The following is a 17318-nucleotide window of genomic DNA, read 5'->3' on the forward strand; positions in this document are numbered from 1 at the left end:
AGTTTCGCATGCGAGTAGGAGCACACGTCTCTATCGCCGGCGGCGTCGACAACGCGATTGGAAACCAAATCGACGTCGGCGGGAACTGCGGCCAGATATTCACACATTCGCCACAGGTGTGGCAGGATCCCAACATCGGTGACGACGAGGCCGAGACGTTCCGAACCGGGACGACGGAGTCGCTGGACGGGCCGTGGGTCATCCACACGTCGTACCTCGTCAACCTCTGTACGCCGAAAGACGGCCTCCGCGAGAAGTCACTCGACTCGATGCAGAAGGAAGTCGACGCGGCGGCCAAACTGGACATCCCCTACGTGAACGTCCACCTCGGCGCACACACCGGCGCAGGGGAACAACAGGGCCTCGACAACGCCGTCTCCGTCCTCGACGATATCGACGTGCCCGAGGGCGTCACCATCCTCATCGAGTCCGACGCCGGGTCGGGCACGAAGATGGGTGGCGACTTCGCCCACCTCGGCTACGTCCTCGAAGAGTCCGAACAGGACCTCGACATCTGTCTCGACACCGCCCACGCCTTCGCCGCGGGATACGACCTCTCGACGGCCGAGGGCGTCGCCGAGACGTTCGAGGAACTCGACGCCGAAGTCGGGCTGGAACATCTCAAGTGCGTCCACCTGAACGACTCGAAACACGCCTGTGGGACGAACAAAGACGAACACGCCCACATCGGTGAGGGACTCATCGGCGAGGAGGGGATGCGCGCGTTCATCAACCACCCCGCCATCGTCGACGACGACGTCCCCCTCGTCCTGGAGACGCCGACTGAAGACGGCAAGAGCTACGCGTGGAACATCGAACGCGTCCGCGAGTACCGCGCAGACGCCAACTGACCCACCCATCGACGTAGGGTCTGCTCACCACACCGACCGACTTTTGTCTCGCGGAATCCGACAGCGAGTGTGCGACGGTTCTCCGAATCGTATCTCCAGCGGACGCGACAGGGGATGTGGGACGACTCGCGGGCGGCCCTCTCGGACCTGCATCTCGGGAGTCGGACTCGTATCCTCGACGTCGGGTGCGGGACGGGCGAGTTCACCCGCGTCCTCGCCGACGAGTCCGACGCTCGCGTCGTCGGCGTCGACGCCGACGAGACACTCCTTTCGGTCGCTGCGGACCGCCCCGGAATCGAGGTGGTCGCCGGCGACGCCACACGACTCCCGTTTGCCGACGACACGTTCGACTTAGTGGTCTGTCAGGCGTTGCTCGTGAACCTCCCCGACCCAGTGGCTGCGGTACGGGAGTTCGCGCGTGTCTCGTCAGACCTCGTGGCGACAGTCGAACCGGACAACGCCGCCGTCGGCGTCGATTCGACCGTCGCTGCGGAAGTTCCCCTCGAACGCTCGGTCAGAGAGGCGTTCCTCTCGGGCGTCCAGACGGACGTCGCCCTCGGTGAGCGCGTCCGTGACCTGTTCGACGATGCCGGACTCTCCCTCGTCGGAACCCGACGCTACCACCACCGAAAGCTGACCGAACCGCCGTACGACGAGTCCGACGTACAGAGTGCGGCACAGAAAGCGACCGGTGAGGGCTTAGACCGCCACGAAGCGGACCTTCGACGTGGCCTCCACGACGACGAGTCTTACGAGTCGCTCCGGCGCGAGTGGCGACGCATGGGCCGCGAGGTGGTCGAACAGATTCGTGACGGGGAGTACCGCCGGGCCGAAGTCGTCCCGTTCGACGTGACGACTGGACGAGTGTAGTCGGGTCGCCGACGAGCTAGCCTGTTTGACCCGCCTCGACGGCCGAAAAAGAGTCCGTGACTTAGTAGCCGACAGCGAGCTGTTCGTGGACCGCGTCGCCGCTCTCCAGTTCGTCCGCGAACGCGATTGCGAAGTCTTCCATGGAGATGCGGCTCTCGCCGTCCTCGTCGGCGACCAGTTCGCCGAGCGCGGTTCGGAACTCGCCGGTCCGCTCGCCCGGTTCGATGAACGCCGCGGGCGCGACGTAGGTCCACCGCAGGTCGTCGGCGTCTTCGAGCAGGCCGTACGCCTCGATGGCGGCACTGGCGACGGGTTTCCACTCGTCGGGAAACTCCGGCGAGTCGATGAGTCGGGTGTCAGGGCCGACGTTCAGGATACCCGCGCCGCCGGTCCAGACGAGACGGTCGACCGAGGCGCGGCGCATCCCGTCGACAGTCGTGTCGAGCATCTCGACGAGAACCTCGGGTGACTCGTCGTCGGTCGGGCCGAGCGCGGAGGCGACCGCATCGTGGCCTGCGGCGAGGTGCGCGATTTGGTCGACATCGGTTGCGTCGCCGGCGACTGCCGAGAAGTCTGAGTCGTCGATGCCGTCGACCTCGCCGCTTCTGGAGACGCCGGTCACCGCATGCCCGCGGTTCAGGAGTTCGTTTGCGATTCGCGTGCCGATTCGTCCGCTCGCACCGAGGAGAAGTACGTTCATGATGGCGTGATGTGGGTTGTGTCGTGAGTCGTGTTCGTCGTCCGGTTCGCTGCGACGATGTGGTCACATCGTCATACCTGGTCAAGGAGAGTGAGTTTAATATAGCTAAGCGAACCTCGGTATGAGTAAGTCACACCGATGTCACCGCACCAGAACCTCGAAACGAAGTACGAACAGTGTCCGGTCATCAAGACGCTCGAAGAGATTGGCTCGCGGTGGCGGATGACGGTCATCCACGTACTGCGCGAGGGGGACCTCCGATTCAACGAACTCAAGCGCGCTACCGGCGCGAACTCTCAGACGCTCTCGCGCGTGCTGGACGACCTCCAAGAGCTAGGGTACGTCGAGCGGGAGGTCGAAGATGGTAGTCCCATCGCGGTCTACTACTCGCTCACGCGGAAGGGCGAGGAACTGCTCCCGGCGTTCGACGACATCTACGAGTGGGGCGAAAAGTGGATGTCCGAGGACGGCGACGCGGAGTCGTAAGCGGCGGAGCGTGGATGCTCAGCCGAAAAAGAGGTCTAACATGTTCCCGCTGGACTGCCCACGGTAGAGTTCCGAGAAGCCGCAGTTGGTACACGAGACAACCGTGAACTGGCGATTCTGGATGTCGAACATCTTGGTCAACCCGCTTCCCGACGTCGCGATGGTATCAGTCTCCGCTTCGGTGTGACCACACTTCGGACAGCCGTTACGGTCGGCGTCTGTTGGAGGGCTCATCGTCTACGCGTGCTCCCGAAGATGACATAACTTTGACGCCCGAAACGCTACAATCTGTCAGTACGTTTGTGTCTCTATGGTCACCGACGGTATCGCGCTCCTGCTCGCGTTCGCACTCGTCTTTGCGGCACCGCTGTTGCTCTATGCGATGATGCAACGCGAGACGCAGAACCTCCCGCGGATGGACCGCGACAAGGCGGAACAGCGTGCGAAAGAAGAGGGAAAACGGTACAACCGAGGCGAGTCCGACGACCAGAGCAAACCCTAGACGACGTCGCCGCGGACTGTCGTGCCGGTCTGTTCGGCGCGGTACGTCCGCATCGCGTCGACTGCCGTCGCCGCCTCGTCGCCGTCCAGTCCGAGCATCTCCAGTGCACCGGTGAGCGTCGGAAACGCGAACGCCCCGTCTCGGAGTTTCTCCATCGCGTCCGCAGAGCGCTGTCCGTCGGCGTAGAGGCAGACGCCGCGCGGGTCGAGAATCTGTTCGTACGCTTCGCGGGCCATCGCACCCTTCAGTCGCTGTGTGACGTTGTCTTCGAACGAGGCGTTACACACTTCGAGGTGGACCGGTTCGTCGTCGTCGGGGAGGAGGTGTGCCGCGAGACATTTCTCGGGCGCGGCGTAGCCGTTCGAGTTCGCGCGAATCAGGTCCGGATGTTCGCGTGCCCACTCGGCGCGGACGCTCTTTCCGACGCCTTTGACGCCGTGGGACTGCTCGAACTCCGCGGCGGCGTCGGGGTCACCCCGAAGGAGGATATCCTTGGTGACGTACACGTCGAGTCGGTCCAGCGGGTCGAGTCCGAGGGCTACGTCGCCGTAGACCCACACTTCACGGACCGGGACCGGAAGGGTCTCGGATTCGACGGCGTCGACCACGCGTTCGACTCGGTCGAGGGCGGCGTCTCGTTCCATTGGGCGTCTGTGAGGGTCGAATGGTCAAACCGGTTGCGACCCGCGACCACGCCCGCCGCGAGGCGAAACCCGTATCCCTCCTGCCGGGCAACCGACCGGCAATGGAGTGCGACAAGTGCAGTCGGGACGCGGTGATGCACGCGGCTTACTCTGGGGCACATCTCTGTGACGACCACTTCTGTGCCTCAGTCGAAAAACGCGTGCGCCGCCGTATCCGCGAAGACAGCATGCTCCCGCGGGATGCGACGCCCGAGGACCCACAGACGTGGGTTATCGGCCTCTCCGGCGGGAAAGATAGCGTCGTCCTCACGCACATTCTCGACGACACGTTCGGGCGCGACCCGCGTATCGAACTCGTCGCGTTGACTATCCACGAAGGAATCGAAGGCTACCGCGACAAGTCTGTCGACGCCTGTGTCGAACTCGCGGCGGACCTCGATATCCGTCACGAAGTCGTCTCGTACGAAGAGGAGTTCGGCGTCCAGATGGACGACGTGGTCGAAAAAGACCCCGAGAACATGGCCGCCTGTGCCTACTGCGGCGTGTTCCGCCGTGACCTCCTCGAACGATTCGCCGACGAACTCGGGGCGGACAAACTCTTCACCGGCCACAACCTCGACGACGAAGCGCAGACTGCGTTGATGAACTTCTTCGAAGGTGACCTTCGGCAGGTGGCGAAACATTTCGACGCCAGCATCGGCGACTTCGAGAAACGTCGGGACAGCGACGACTTCATCCCACGTGCCAAACCGCTTCGAGACGTCCCGGAGAAGGAAGTCGCACTCTACGCACACCTGAAAGACCTCCCGGCACACATCACCGAGTGCCCACACTCCTCGGAGGCGTACCGCGGCGAGATTCAGCAACTGTTGTTGAAACTCGAAGAGAACCACCCGGGTACGCGCCACTCGATTATGGCGGGATACGAAGAACTCGCTGGGTTAGTCGCAGAGGAGTACCGCGGTGACGGGCAGGTCGACCTCAACGAGTGTGAGCGCTGTGGGTCGAAGACGGCGGGAGATATCTGCCGGAAATGCCGCCTCATCGAGTCGATAGAAGCGGTGTAATACGTCGGCTTTCTAACTGATTTTCTGTCCTCGTGCCGTCGCTCGGGAGTCGAGGATGCGGTGTCGAAAACGGGGTCGGAAGGAACCCCACGACGAGAAAAACTGCGTGCCGAGCGGACTTAGTGGAGTCCAAACGGGCCTGTAGGACCCGAGTGAACCGAGTGAATCCGACCGGAACTGGTGGACTCCGGACGGAGTCAGTACTGTCCGAACGGGGCTCGGTGATTAGCGGATGACGTCGAGGCCGTTGTTCTGTTCGGCCTCGTCGCGTCCGCCGTCAGACCACGTGCCGCTCTGTGACGGCTTCGCACGCTGCGAACTGTCGAATTCCGTGCCTTGTTGTCGTCCTTCGATGCTCTGGCGAGACTTGTCGGCCTGCTTCTGCGTCGTCGGGCCGAGAACCTGCGCCGACTGGACACCGGTCATGATGGCCATGACGCGGACCTTCCCTTTGTACTCGTCCTGGATGCGAGCGCCCCAGATGACGTTCGCGGCCGCTTCGAGTCGTTCGGTGATGCTGCTCGCGATTCCCTCTGCCTCTTTGAGGGTCAGGTCTGGACCGCCAGTGATGTGGACGAGACCACCGGACGCACCGCGGTAGTCGACGTCCAACAGCGGGTGGTTCATCGCGTCGTTGACCACTTCCTGGGTCTTGTTCTTGTCCTGTGTCTCACCGACGAGCATCACCGCGACGCCGCCCTGATTCATGATGGTCGACATGTCGGCGTAGTCGAGGTTGATGAGCGACGGTTGGGTGATGGTCTCCGAGATACCCTTGACGGTTTCGGCGATAATCTGGTCCATGACCGAGAACGCCTTGCCGATGGGTAGGTTCGGGACGTAGTCGAGGAGGCGGTTGTTGTCCAGCACGATGATAGAGTCGGCCTCGTTGCGGAGGTTTTCGAGTCCCTCCTCGGCCTTCACCGTGCGTGCACGCTCGACGTTGAACGGCGTCGAGACCATGCCGACGACGATTGCGCCCTGCTCTTTCGCGATCTTGGAGACGACGGGTGCTGCACCGGTACCGGTGCCACCGCCCATCCCCGCAGTGACGAACACGAGGTCCGCGTCGCCGAGGACGTCCTTGACGGTTCCCTGTGCCATCTCGGTGGCGCGTTCCCCCATCGAGGGGTCGCCACCGGCACCGAGACCCTGCGTCAGGGACTTCCCGACGAGAATCTTCGTGTCCGCTTCGATCATCTTCAGGTGCTGCTTGTCGGTGTTGATAGCGACCGTGTCGGCACCTTCGACGCCGATGTTGTACAGTCGGTTGATCGTGTTGTTGCCAGCACCACCACAGCCGACAATGACGATTCGTGGGTCACCGAACTGGTCGTCGTCGCTGTCTTCGAGCTTGGTCTTGCGCTCCGCCTCGTCGCGCTCCATCGCCTCGCGAACGATATCTTGCATCGGTTTACACCTTCGCCCAGCCGCGCTTGCTGGTCGATTCGCGCTGGCGTTTGTCGGTAGTCTGTTCGTTGAGCATCTCGCGAACGGCGGACCGAATGGCTTCTGAACGATTCGGGAACTCCCCCGTCTCGACCATTCGCTCGACCTCCTCGATTTGCTGCTTCGGAATTCGTAGTGTCACACGCTCCATATTTTCATTCCCCCGGTAAGACGGTGCGCCGCACACATGTGCGAACGTCTTACGCACCAAAACCGACGGACGACGCCGAGTTACGGGCCGCCGTTGGCTGGCTGTAAGACAACCGTCTTACGCGTAAGTCACCACAGAGCGATAGGATATAAATGTAACGCCGTTTGTAAGACAGAGACTGAATCTCCCGTATACGGGGCTTAATCGGTGATTATACTAGTCGAGGACGTCCGCCGCAGGTGTCCGACGGCCGCAATCCGGGCAGAACGCCCAGTCAGAACGGAGTTCGTCGCCGCACTCACAGAAGACCCGGTGGGAGGCTTTCTCCCCACAGTTCGGGCAGTATACGTGGTCCGCGTTGACCGACTCACCGCACTGTTCGCACGACGATTCAGTCGCTTGTGCGGGTGATTCTTCGAGCCGATTCGGTGTCTTACGCTCTTCGTTCGGCGTCGATTCCGGGTCGTAAGCCGCGTTTACGGCCGAATCGACACCTGCGCCATCGACGTTGATGTTGACGTTCAGGTCGGCGGGGGACGCCCGCTCGGCGGTCCGAGCGCTCACCACGTCGTCGACGAGGGTCGGGAGTCGTTCGTCGAGTCGTTCGTCGACGAGTGCTTCGACCCGGGCGGACAGTGCCGCATCGAGGCCACTCTGGTCGTCGTAGTCCTGCGAAGAGGACGGCGACTGACCCGCATCGGTGTCGTCACGTTCCAGTTGGTCGAGGTACTGACGAAGTGCCTCGCGCATGGCCTCGCTCTTCGACGTGTCGAGGCCGTCCAGTCGCTCGACGAGGTCGTCGTCGGCGCGGAACGTGATTTTCGTCATACATTCAGCAATACTTTGTCACCTAATGAATGTTCGCCTCCGTCAGACAGAGGTCACACACGGGGCGGGTCGAATGATAATCGTTAAAACCGTCCACCGGATAGAAATCAGTGACCGCTCTTAGCTCAGCCTGGCAGAGCAGCCGACTGTAGATCGGCTTGTCCCCCGTTCAAATCGGGGAGAGCGGACTTTTCCTGCGAACAACGTGAGCAGTGAAACGTCCACCTCGACCCGATTTGAGCAGCGAGCGAACGCAGTGAGCGAGTGAGTTCTCGTGAGCGTCAGCGAACGAGAGTTCGTGAGTCGCAGAGCGTCTCACGGTATTCAAATCAGGGAATGCGTCTCACATGTTCAACTCGTGGTGCACCGCTCGCAGAACTTCGAACCCGTCCCTCGCCGGGACCCGGTGATTTACTGACAACCATCCTGTACCTCCCCACATGAACTCTCGACCACTAGGTACGACAGGATTCGACGTCTCGGAAATCGGCCTCGGAACGTGGCAACTCGGCGGCGACTGGGGTCCCGTCTCCGACGAGGAGGCTACCGACGCAATCGAGGCGGCGCTGGACGCCGGTATCACGTTCCTCGACACGGCAGACGTCTACGGCGACGGGGCCAGCGAGCAGTACATCGGGTCGGTGCTGGACGAACGCGACGACGACGTGGTCGTCGCGACGAAGGCCGGTCAGCGACTCGACCAACAGGTCGCAGACGGCTACACCCACGAGAACCTCGACCGGTTCGTCGACCGGAGTCGCGAGAACCTCGGCGTCGACTCGCTCGACCTGGTGCAACTCCACTGTCCACCGCGCGACACGTACTATCGACCCGAGGTGTTCGACGCACTTGACGAACTCAAAGACGCGGGGAAGATAGACCACTACGGGGTGAGCGTCGAGAAAGTCGAAGACGCCATCAAGGCCATCGAGTACGACGGCGTCGAGACGGTACAGATAATCTTCAACCCGCTCCGACAGCGACCCGCCGACGTGTTCTTCCGCGAAGCACAGCGTCGGAACGTCGGCGTCATCGTCCGCGTGCCACTCGCCTCCGGCCTGCTCACGGGTGCGCTCTCCGCGGACGCCGAGTTCACCGCACAGGACCACCGCAACTACAACCGAGACGGCGAGGCGTTCGACGTGGGTGAGACGTTCGCGGGAATCCCGTTCGAAGACGGCCTCGCCGCCGCCGACTCGCTCGAAACCGTCGTCCCCGACGGCGTCTCACTCGCACAGTTCACGCTCCGGTGGATTCTCTCGTTCGACGCCGTGAGCACCATCATCCCCGGGTCGAAGACGCCCGCACACATCAGAGACAACGTCGACGCGGCGTCGCTCCCCCCGTTGTCGGCCGAGCAGTTCCAGCACGTCGATGAGGTGTACGACGCGTACGCACGCGAGCACGTCCACCACCGCTGGTGAATCGCTGACGGAACGCGTTCATCGAACGCGCCGGTGTCTGGAATCCGTAGGCTACGTCTCCTTCCACGGACGGTCGACCTGGAACGGGTCGAGGGTGGCGTAGTACGACCCGGTCAGGCGACCGACTGCATCGATTTTCGTCACGTCGATTTTTCCGTCTGTCAGCAGTTCGTCGGCGACGTGGATGCGTTCGATTCGTCCGAAGACGACGGTGTGGTCGCCGATGTCCATCGTGTCGTGGAGTGAACACTCCATCGTCGCTTTCGCCGCGGCGACGAGTGGGACGTCGACGGTAGTCGCTTCGCGTCTGTCGAGGCCGGCCACGTCGAACTCGTCGGTCCCCGGTTCGACGGACTCGCTCGTCCTGTCCATCTGTTCGACCAGGTCGGCAGTGACGAGGTTGAGACCGAACGCTTCCGTCTCGACGGCGTTCTTTGCGGAGTCTTTCAACGTCCCGTCCGCTCGGTGTTCAGCCGAGAACATCACGACTGGCGGTTCCGCTTCGATGACTCCCATGTAGAAACTGAACGGAGCGAGGTTGTCGACACCGTCGACACTTCGCGTCGAGACCCACCCGATTGGCCGCGGGATAATCAGGCTCGTCAGCAGACGGTACATCTCGTCGACGGCGCTCTCGGGGTCGATATCCATTACCCCTCATCCGTAAATCGGTGTGATAAGTGTTTACTCGGGACGACTGACAGACTCTCGCCGGAGCGTGAACGACTTCGGCGACGACACGACCGGACGGAACGACGCGAAAAGAGGGGGAGAGTACGGGGCGCGCTTACGCGAAGATGTCTTCGTAGTCGTTGCGGATGAAGTAGCGAACCCAGTTGCCGTAGGTCCGGTCGGCGGGGTGGTCGGCAACCTGTTCGTACTGGACGATGCCGTCTTCGTCGATGACGTAGGTCCCGGCGATGCCAGTCACACCGTGACTCGTCTCTTCGGTGCCGCTGTACTGGTCTGCGACCGTTCCGTCGGGGTCGGCAGCGAGTTGGAAGTCGAAGTCGAACCGGTCGCGCATCTCGGTGAGGTCACCGAGTTCGCTCGTGACGACTGGCAACACGTCGACGCCGTCGTTGAACCAGAGGTCGTAGGCGACTTCGTCGAAGGTCTGGAGCTGTTCGGCACAGAAGGAACACCAGTGGCCGCGGTTGACGAGGACGACGGTCGGACCGCTTTCGAGCGTCTCGGAGAGTGTTACTTCGTCGCCGGCGGTACGTTCGAGTGTAAAGTCGGGGGCTTCGGTTCCCTGCAGACTCATCGCCCGAGTCGAAGGACGCCGTCTATCTATACCCGGGGCAGTCGGGTAACCTCCGCGCAAAACACCCAAAATATAGTGCCCAGTCGCAAAGATGGCGGTTTCGAACAGGTCAGAACACGAAATTCCGGCGCGTTACTTATGCACACACGAGGTGATAGTGTAGGCATGGCTTCACGTCTGCCCTCGAACGAGTTTGTGGCGCGCCTCGACGCAATCAGAGGCAGTCTGGCAGATACCGACGCCGACGCGGCACTCTGGTTCGACGCGACGAACATCGAGTACCTCTCGGGGTTCAACCACGTCCAGACCGAACGCCCGGTGGCACTCGTCGTCACCGACGACAGCGTGGACCTCGTCGTCCCACGATTGGAGTACGAACGCGCGAGTGAAATCCCCCGAATCGACAGGGTCCGTTCCTACTTCGACTATCCCAGCGGTGACCCGATGGGGACCATCGTCGAGACGCTTCGCGAACTCGACGTGGAGCGTGTCGCCGCCGACATGGACGGCGCACCGGGGATGATGGGATACCACGGCGCCCCACTCTCGGAATCAGTCGACGTGGTCGAACAGTCGTGGGCAGACCGGATGCGGTGGGAGAAGACGGACGCCGAGATAACCTGTATCCGTGAGTCGGTTCAGTGGGCGAATCTCGGGCACCAGTATCTCGTCGACTTCACGGCGGTGGGTGCCCACCCGATTACCGTCTCCCAGCGGGCGTCGATGGAGGCGTCACGCGTCATGCTCGACACACTCGGTGACAGATACGCAGTCCGGACACGCGGCGTCGGGCCAGTCCACGCAGGCTACATCTCCGGCCGACAGACTGCCCGGCCACACGGGTTTACGCCGAACGAACGACTCGCCGAGGGCGACGTCATCATCACCGGGGCGACGGCAAACGTAGACGGGTATCACTCCGAACTGGAGCGGACGATGTTCCTCGGCGACCCGTCGGACGAAGACGAGTACTACTTCGAACTCGTGTGTGAAGCACAGGAAATCGCCATCGACGCACTCGGCCCGGACGTGCCCGTCGACTACGTCGACCACATGGTCTGGGAGTACTTCGAAGAACAGGGTGTGGCCGACTTGGCGCAGCATCACGTCGGCCACAACATCGGCCTCGGTGCGCACGAACCGCCGTATCTGGACCGCGGATGGGCCGACCACTGTGAGGACCCGGTGACCGACCACACCTGGTCAGACGCAGAAATCGGTGTCGGACAGGTCTACACCGTCGAACCCGGCCTCTACACCGAGACGGCAGGCTATCGGCACTCCGATACCGTCCTCGTCACCGAGTCCGGCACGGAGACGCTCACGTACTTCCCGCGAGATATCGAGTCGAACACGATTCGTGTCTAACGATTCCCGACGCGAATCCCCCATCGGACGCTTCGCTATATTCAAGTAGAGTTTCACCAATGCAATTATAGTGGCAGTCACGTTCGACCTCTTCGGCACGCTCGTCGACGCCGCGTATCCCGACGACCCCGGTGCAGCAGTCGCGGACGCACTCCGTGAGTACGGTGTCACCGTGCCAGACGACTGGGACGACGCCTACCGCGAGGTGCACATCGACGCGCCCGAGGGTGCGGAAGTCCCGTTGCCCGCACACGTCGCGGCGACACTCCGGTCTCGCGGCGTCGACTCACCAGACAACGCGGCACGACGGGCAGTCGTCTCGGCGTTCGACCCCGAGGTGACGACCCGACCCGGTGCTGTCGAGGCAGTCGAGGCGGCCCGCGACGCCGGTCCGGTCGGCCTCCTGTCGAACTGTTCGGTTCCTGAACTCGTCGCCCGAACGCTCATCAGGTCGGACCTCGACCGCCGCGGATTCGACGCTATCACGACCAGCGTCGCCTGCGGGTGGCGGAAGCCACATCCGGAGGCGTTCGAAACAGTCGCCCGAAATCTCGGTGTCGACCCGTCGGCGCTGGTCCACGTCGGTGACGACCCGGCGACTGACGGCGGCGTCGAGGGCGTCGGCGGCAGATTCGTGAACCTCGAAACGACGACGCTCGACGCACTCGCCGAGCATCTCCGGGACGGGAGGGACCCGTGCCCGTGACTGCGACAGTCGCCGTCGCCGTCGCCGCACTCCTCGACAGCGTGCTCTCCGAACCGCCGGCACGGGTCCACCCGGTTGCACTGTTCGGCCGGGTCGTCGCACCGTTCGACAGAACGTGGTCGCATCCGGTTGCCATCGGCGCGTTCGCCGCAGTCACGCTCCCGTTGCTCGCGGCGGGCGCCGTCGCGGGCGCGACGTGGAGTGTGTCGCTCGTCTCTCCGTGGGCAGGTGTCGGCGTCGCCGCCCTCGCGCTCTTTTCGACGACGAGTCTCCGGATGTTGCTCGACGCGGCGACGACAGTCGTCTCCCTGACGGCGACAGACGTCGATGCGGCCCGGTCGGAACTCCGTGCCCTCGCCGGACGTGACCCGTCGGCACTCTCCGCAGATGAGATTCGAAGTGCCGCCGTCGAGAGCGCCGCCGAGAACCTCGCCGACGGACTCGTCGCGCCCTTGCTCGCGTTTGCCCTGCTCGCACCGGTGTCACTCGCTTTGGGCACCGGGGCCGCCGCGTGGGTCAAAGCCGTCAACACGCTTGACTCGATGCTCGGCTATCACCACAAACCGGTCGGGCGCGTCCCCGCCCACCTCGACGACGCGGTGATGTGGCTTCCCGCTCGTCTGTCGGCGGTCTTACTCGCGTTCGTTGCGGGGGCACCCGGCGTTCTCGCGCACGTCGGACCGCTCGCCCGCCGCCCGGCATCACCCAACTCCGGGTGGCCGATGGCGACGCTCGCGGCACTGCTCGGGACGCGACTAGAGAAACCCGGCCACTACCTGCTGGACGCCGGGGCTGACTTCCCCGACGAGGCGGTTGCCACTCGCGGCGTCCGTCTCGTCTCTCGTGCCGGCCTCGCCGCCTTCGCACTCACGGGGGTGGTCGTGTGGTTCTGAGCGCTATCCGGGGTGGTCTCGGATTCCTCACACGACTCCCTGTCGGCGGTGGCGAATCCGAGTGGGACGCCTTCAGGCGCGCGCCGGTCACGTTCCCGCTGATTGGCTACGTCGTCGGTGGACTGGCCGCGCTCCCGTTGCTCCTACCCCTTCCGGTTTCGACGGCCGCGGCGCTCTATCTCGTAACGCTCTATCTCGTGACGGGCGTCACGCACGCCGACGGCCTCGCTGACCTCGGCGATGCGGCCGTCGTCCACGGTGACACCGACCGACGCCTGTCGGTCCTGAAGGATTCACAGACGGGTGTCGGTGGCCTCCTCGCGCTCAGTCTGACGCTCGTGGTTCTCGGCCTCGGCGCGTTCGGCCTCGCGGGTGCGGGCGGCAGACTCGCCCTCACCGCCGGCGTCGTCATCGCCATCGCCGCCGAAGTTGGCGCGAAGGCCGGGATGGCCACGCTCGTCTGTCTGGGCACACCAGCACACGACGGCCTCGGGGCGGCACTGGTCGGCGAGAACGACCCGTCAGGCCTTTTGGCCGTCGCCGTGGCCTGTCTTCCGGTCGTCGCACTCGCCCCACTGACGGGCGGCCCTGCCGTCGTCGCCACACTCGCCTGTGGCCCGGTGGTCGCACTCCTCGTTCGGTCGTGGGGGCGAACCCACCTCGGCGGCGTCTCGGGTGACCTCATCGGCGCGACCAACGAACTCGCTCGCGCGACGGCGATTCACGTGGGGGTGGTGACGTGGACGCTCTGGTGATGTGCGGTGGCCGCGGCACCCGTCTCGACGCACCGGTCGAAAAACCGCTCGTCGAAGTCTGCGGGCGACCGATGCTGGACCGTATCGTCGACGCCCTCCGCCGGTCGCAGGTAGACAGTATCCACGCAGTCACGTCACCACACACGCCGGACACGCGAGCACACGCGACCGAACTGGGCGTCCACTGCATCGACGCGCCGGGAGACGGGTACGTCTCCGACCTTGGCTTTGCGCTCGACAGCGTGTCGCGTCCGGTGGTGACAGTCGTGGCCGACCTCCCCCTGCTGACGCCGGACCACGTCGATGCAGTGGTCGAGGCGTCCGATGGCGGGTCGCTCACGGCCTGCGTCCCCGTCGAACAGAAACGGGAACTGGGCAGCAGTATCGACGACGCGCTCGTCTTCGACTACCGAGGCGACCCGGTCTGTCCGACCGGACTAGGCGTCGTCGGCCCCGAAACAGCAGCACCGACGAACAGCGAACAAACCGACTCCAACGACACAGATTCGACCGTGTACCTCACTACCGACTCCAGACTGGCACTCAACGTGAACCGTCCGACAGATATCGCGCTCGCGGAGGACCGATGCGAGTAGTCCTCGTCGCCGGGTCGACGGCGACAGCCAAGATACCCGGTATCAGCGCCGCCGGAGCGGACCCGACGCTCGTCGGCCACACGCCGAGCGCCGACGCCGAGATTATCGAGTACGGCGACACCGTCCGGTCGCCCGTGACGCCCGTCAGTCCGACGGGGTGTCCGACACCCGCCGCAATCACGCGTGCAGTCCGCGAACTCACCGGGTTCGACGTGCTCACAGTGGACGCTGGCCTCGCCAAACCGACCGCCGCGCCGACTATCGACGTCGGTGCTCGACCCGGCCGGGATATCCGCGAGGACGAACCCGTTCCGACCGCACCCGGTGCGTTCGAGGCGGCCCGGCGGATGGGACTCGCCCTCCCGGAAGACGAACTCGTCATCGGTGAGACGGTTCCCGGTGGCACGACGACTGCGCTCGCAGTGTTTCGCGCCCTCGGCGAGACGTTCCCCGTCTCGTCGTCGCTCCCGGAGAACCCGACGACACTGAAAGAAGACGTCGTCGCCGAGGCACTGGACTCGGCCGACTTGTCACCCGGCGACGCGGCACACAAACCCGAACTCGCCGCGCGATACGTCGGCGACCCAGTGCTCCCCGTCGTCGCCGGCCTGACCGTCGGCGCGCTGGAAGCGGATATCGACGTGACGCTCGGCGGTGGGACGCAACTGCTCGCGGCGGCGGCACTCGTCAGACACGCCGGCGCAGTCGGCGACCTGACGCTGGCGACGACGTCGTATCTCGCGGACGACGTGCCCGAACTCGAATCTGCGGCGGCCGAACTCGACGTTGACCTCGTCGTCACTGACCCCGGATTCGAGTCGGCCCCGCTGGACCGATACGCCGCCGGCGAAGCCAAAGAGGGCGCAGGCATGGGCGGTGCGCTCATGCTCGCCGACCGGATGGGCGTCGTCGACGACGTCGAAGCGGCGACGCTCGACGTGCTGTCACGACTCGACCCACAGGCCGTCGGCGGAGTCGAAGATGGACCCTGAGTCCGTCGCTCGGGCGACGCGTGTCCCCCACGGTGGGACGACTGATTCGACGGTGCTCGACTTCAGTGCGAACACGAACCCGGTCCGCCCCGACGGCGTCGACGAGGTGTACGCGGCGGCGCTCTCGGCGTCGACGCGCTACCCCGACGACGACTATCCAGCGTTCCGCGCGGCGGCGGCCGACTACGTCGACTGCGACGCCGACGACGTAGTTCCGACTGCCGGTGGCCTCGAAGCGCTTCGACTCGCCTTCGAAGTCACGCTCGCCCCCGGCGACTCCGCGCTCGTCCCCGAACCGAGTTTCGGTGAGTACGAACGCGAGATTCGACTGCAAGGGGCAGACGCCGTCTCCGTCCCCCACGACGAGGTTCTCGACGCCGACCCGTCGCCACACGACGTCGCCGTCGTCTGTACGCCCAACAACCCGACTGGCGAACTCGCAGAGACCGACCGCCTCCGAGCCTTCGCGGCCCGATGCCGCGAGTCGCAGACGACGCTCGTCGTCGACGAGGCGTTTCTCGACTTCACCGACGCACCGAGTCTCGCTGGCGAACCCGGCGTCGTCGTCGCTCGCTCGCTGACCAAGATGTTCGGACTCCCGGGAATCCGCGCTGGATTCGCCGTCGCACCCGGTACCCTCGGTGAGCGACTCGCAGTCGCCCGGCGTTCCTGGTCGCTTTCGACGCCGGCGGCCGATGTCGGCGCCTACTGCATGCGACAGACCGAGTTCGTCGACGCGACTCGGAGACGCGTCGCGAACGAGCGTGCGCGACTGGCCGACGCGCTGTCCGCGCAGTTCGACGTGTTCCCCTCGGACGCCCCGTTTCTCCTGTGTGACGTCGGTGACCGTGACGTGAACGCGGTGGTGGAGACTGCCCGCGAACGCGGCGTGGCTATCCGCGATGCGACCACCTTCCCGACGCTCGACTCGCACGTCCGCGTCGCGGTGAAACGCCCCGAGGAGAACGACGCGTTGCTCGACGCCCTCGCCGATGTTTGAGACGACGCGGAGCGACGGTGTCTGCCGAATCTTTCGCCCCGAGACGCGGTGGCTCTCGACCGGATACGACGGCGGTGAGTCTCGTGGCCCCGTCGCGTACAACGTCACCGTTCCAGAAGGGTGGCCAGAGACTGACCTCGACAGCTACGTCGAACGCCGCCTCGCCGACGCCGGATTCGACGCCCGCGGGCCGGCACTGTTGACCGGAGTCGACCAGAGACACGCCCGACGTGCCCGATACGGACCGGTCGAAGCCATCGCCACCGCCGGCGTGTCGAATCCAGCGGCACTGCCGACGGAGTTCGACGACGGCGGGAGAGAGAACACACCCGACGACGCCGCAGACGAGAGAAACGAGACGGGCGGACCCGACGAACTGGGCGGACCCGCCGCCGACGACGTGGGAACCGTCAACGTCGTCGTCGGAACGACCCGTTCCCTCGAACCGGGGGCGTTGGCCAACCTCGTCGCTGTCGCCGCGGAAGCGAAGGCGGCCACGTTGCTGTCTCGGTGTGGGTCACCGGGGACGACGACGGACGCTATCGTCGCCGCCTGCGACCCCAGTGGTGAGGCAGCGGCGTTCTCGGGGAGTGCAACGCCAGTCGGCAACGCGGCGAGAATCTGCGTCCGGGACGCGATTGTGGCCAGTCTCGACGCCCGATATGCGACAGACCCGATTCCACAGTCCGTCGAGGCGGCGGCGTACGGTGTCGTCGCCGACGCCCGGGCGACGGTGACACAGGTTCAAAGAAGAAGATAAAACACCTCA

22 protein-coding genes and 1 tRNA gene are annotated in these 17318 nt (G+C 64.4%); 15 read left to right on the top strand and 8 right to left on the bottom strand.

Features of this window, described 5'->3' with window-relative positions; all coding sequences use genetic code 11:
- The first annotated feature begins 8 nt into the window (after positions 1–8).
- Entirely contained in the window at positions 9–851 is an 843-nt protein-coding gene (locus ACK3R5_RS02370) for a deoxyribonuclease IV (protein WP_411965450.1), read from the top strand.
- Between the two features lie 69 nt (positions 852–920).
- The gene (locus tag ACK3R5_RS02375) at positions 921–1721 is read left to right on the top strand and encodes a class I SAM-dependent methyltransferase (RefSeq protein WP_411967950.1); all 801 of its coding nucleotides are present in this window, start codon (positions 921–923) and stop codon (positions 1719–1721) included.
- Between the two features lie 61 nt (positions 1722–1782).
- Here ACK3R5_RS02375 and ACK3R5_RS02380 read toward each other — a convergent pair whose 3' ends face one another.
- Entirely contained in the window at positions 1783–2421 is a 639-nt protein-coding gene (locus tag ACK3R5_RS02380) for an NAD(P)-dependent oxidoreductase (RefSeq protein ID WP_411965453.1), read from the bottom strand.
- Positions 2422–2559: 138 nt separating this feature from the next.
- Between ACK3R5_RS02380 and ACK3R5_RS02385 the strand changes: the two genes are divergently transcribed.
- On the top strand, positions 2560–2907 hold the full coding sequence (locus ACK3R5_RS02385) for a winged helix-turn-helix transcriptional regulator (RefSeq protein ID WP_411965454.1): 348 nt from the start codon (positions 2560–2562) through the stop codon (positions 2905–2907).
- Between the two features lie 18 nt (positions 2908–2925).
- On the opposite strand, the gene ACK3R5_RS02390 is transcribed toward ACK3R5_RS02385, so the two are convergent.
- Positions 2926–3141 carry a zinc ribbon domain-containing protein gene (locus tag ACK3R5_RS02390; RefSeq protein ID WP_411967951.1) on the bottom strand — a complete coding sequence of 72 codons (216 nt, stop codon included), beginning with the start codon at positions 3139–3141 and terminating at the stop codon, positions 2926–2928.
- 76 nt (positions 3142–3217) lie between these two features.
- Here ACK3R5_RS02390 and ACK3R5_RS02395 point away from each other — a divergent pair, with 76 nt between their 5' ends.
- Positions 3218–3409, top strand: a complete 192-nt coding sequence (locus tag ACK3R5_RS02395; RefSeq protein WP_411965456.1) for a hypothetical protein — start codon at positions 3218–3220, stop codon at positions 3407–3409.
- Here the strand turns inward: ACK3R5_RS02395 and ACK3R5_RS02400 are convergent.
- Complete coding sequence (locus tag ACK3R5_RS02400) at positions 3406–4053, bottom strand: hypothetical protein (protein WP_411965457.1); 648 nt, start codon at positions 4051–4053, stop codon at positions 3406–3408. The genes ACK3R5_RS02395 and ACK3R5_RS02400 overlap by 4 nt on opposite strands.
- A gap of 101 nt (positions 4054–4154) precedes the next feature.
- Here ACK3R5_RS02400 and ncsA point away from each other — a divergent pair, with 101 nt between their 5' ends.
- Entirely contained in the window at positions 4155–5120 is a 966-nt protein-coding gene (gene ncsA, locus ACK3R5_RS02405) for a tRNA 2-thiolation protein NcsA (RefSeq protein ID WP_411968679.1), read from the top strand.
- Positions 5121–5345: 225 nt separating this feature from the next.
- Here the strand turns inward: ncsA and ftsZ are convergent, their stop codons facing one another.
- From ftsZ to ACK3R5_RS02420, 3 genes are all read right to left on the bottom strand, one after another.
- A complete protein-coding gene (ftsZ, locus tag ACK3R5_RS02410; RefSeq protein ID WP_411965458.1) occupies positions 5346–6530 on the bottom strand; it encodes a cell division protein FtsZ in 1185 nt (394 codons plus the stop codon).
- Positions 6531–6534: 4 nt separating this feature from the next.
- Positions 6535–6720 carry a ribbon-helix-helix domain-containing protein gene (locus ACK3R5_RS02415; RefSeq protein ID WP_004970382.1) on the bottom strand — a complete coding sequence of 62 codons (186 nt, stop codon included), beginning with the start codon at positions 6718–6720 and terminating at the stop codon, positions 6535–6537.
- Positions 6721–6936: 216 nt separating this feature from the next.
- Positions 6937–7548, bottom strand: a complete 612-nt coding sequence (locus ACK3R5_RS02420; protein WP_411967952.1) for a double zinc ribbon domain-containing protein — start codon at positions 7546–7548, stop codon at positions 6937–6939.
- 114 nt (positions 7549–7662) lie between these two features.
- Between ACK3R5_RS02420 and ACK3R5_RS02425 the strand changes: the two genes are divergently transcribed.
- A tRNA-Tyr gene (locus ACK3R5_RS02425) sits at positions 7663–7736 on the top strand.
- A gap of 252 nt (positions 7737–7988) precedes the next feature.
- Positions 7989–8972: an aldo/keto reductase gene (locus ACK3R5_RS02430; protein WP_411967953.1), complete on the top strand. Its 984-nt coding sequence runs from the start codon at positions 7989–7991 to the stop codon at positions 8970–8972.
- Between the two features lie 51 nt (positions 8973–9023).
- Here ACK3R5_RS02430 and ACK3R5_RS02435 read toward each other — a convergent pair whose 3' ends face one another.
- Together ACK3R5_RS02435 and ACK3R5_RS02440 are read right to left on the bottom strand one after the other, a co-directional pair.
- Positions 9024–9623 (bottom strand): flavin reductase family protein, encoded by a 600-nt coding sequence (locus ACK3R5_RS02435; protein ID WP_411965461.1) that lies wholly within the window; start codon positions 9621–9623, stop codon positions 9024–9026.
- Between the two features lie 136 nt (positions 9624–9759).
- Entirely contained in the window at positions 9760–10239 is a 480-nt protein-coding gene (locus ACK3R5_RS02440; protein ID WP_411965462.1) for a peroxiredoxin family protein, read from the bottom strand.
- Positions 10240–10404: 165 nt separating this feature from the next.
- Here ACK3R5_RS02440 and ACK3R5_RS02445 point away from each other — a divergent pair, with 165 nt between their 5' ends.
- From ACK3R5_RS02445 to ACK3R5_RS02480, 8 genes are all read left to right on the top strand, one after another.
- Positions 10405–11607: a M24 family metallopeptidase gene (locus tag ACK3R5_RS02445; protein WP_411965463.1), complete on the top strand. Its 1203-nt coding sequence runs from the start codon at positions 10405–10407 to the stop codon at positions 11605–11607.
- A gap of 70 nt (positions 11608–11677) precedes the next feature.
- A complete protein-coding gene (locus ACK3R5_RS02450) occupies positions 11678–12313 on the top strand; it encodes an HAD family hydrolase (RefSeq protein WP_411967954.1) in 636 nt (211 codons plus the stop codon).
- Complete coding sequence (locus ACK3R5_RS02455) at positions 12304–13206, top strand: CobD/CbiB family cobalamin biosynthesis protein (protein WP_411967955.1); 903 nt, start codon at positions 12304–12306, stop codon at positions 13204–13206. Before ACK3R5_RS02450 ends, ACK3R5_RS02455 begins: the two co-directional genes overlap by 10 nt.
- Positions 13197–13961, top strand: coding sequence for an adenosylcobinamide-GDP ribazoletransferase (gene cobS / locus ACK3R5_RS02460; protein ID WP_411967956.1), 765 nt, complete (start codon positions 13197–13199; stop codon positions 13959–13961). The genes ACK3R5_RS02455 and cobS overlap by 10 nt, the downstream gene beginning before the upstream one ends.
- Positions 13961–14557 carry an NTP transferase domain-containing protein gene (locus ACK3R5_RS02465; protein WP_411965776.1) on the top strand — a complete coding sequence of 199 codons (597 nt, stop codon included), beginning with the start codon at positions 13961–13963 and terminating at the stop codon, positions 14555–14557. Before cobS ends, ACK3R5_RS02465 begins: the two co-directional genes overlap by 1 nt.
- Complete coding sequence (locus ACK3R5_RS02470) at positions 14548–15549, top strand: nicotinate-nucleotide--dimethylbenzimidazole phosphoribosyltransferase (protein WP_411967957.1); 1002 nt, start codon at positions 14548–14550, stop codon at positions 15547–15549. Before ACK3R5_RS02465 ends, ACK3R5_RS02470 begins: the two co-directional genes overlap by 10 nt.
- On the top strand, positions 15539–16549 hold the full coding sequence (gene cobD, locus ACK3R5_RS02475; RefSeq protein WP_411967958.1) for a threonine-phosphate decarboxylase CobD: 1011 nt from the start codon (positions 15539–15541) through the stop codon (positions 16547–16549). The genes ACK3R5_RS02470 and cobD overlap by 11 nt, the downstream gene beginning before the upstream one ends.
- Positions 16542–17309: an adenosylcobinamide amidohydrolase gene (locus ACK3R5_RS02480; RefSeq protein WP_411967959.1), complete on the top strand. Its 768-nt coding sequence runs from the start codon at positions 16542–16544 to the stop codon at positions 17307–17309. The genes cobD and ACK3R5_RS02480 overlap by 8 nt, the downstream gene beginning before the upstream one ends.
- The last annotated feature ends 9 nt before the right edge of the window (positions 17310–17318 follow it).

The sequence above is a fragment of the Haloferax sp. YSSS75 genome (assembly GCF_046764215.1).
GTDB lineage: Archaea > Halobacteriota > Halobacteria > Halobacteriales > Haloferacaceae > Haloferax.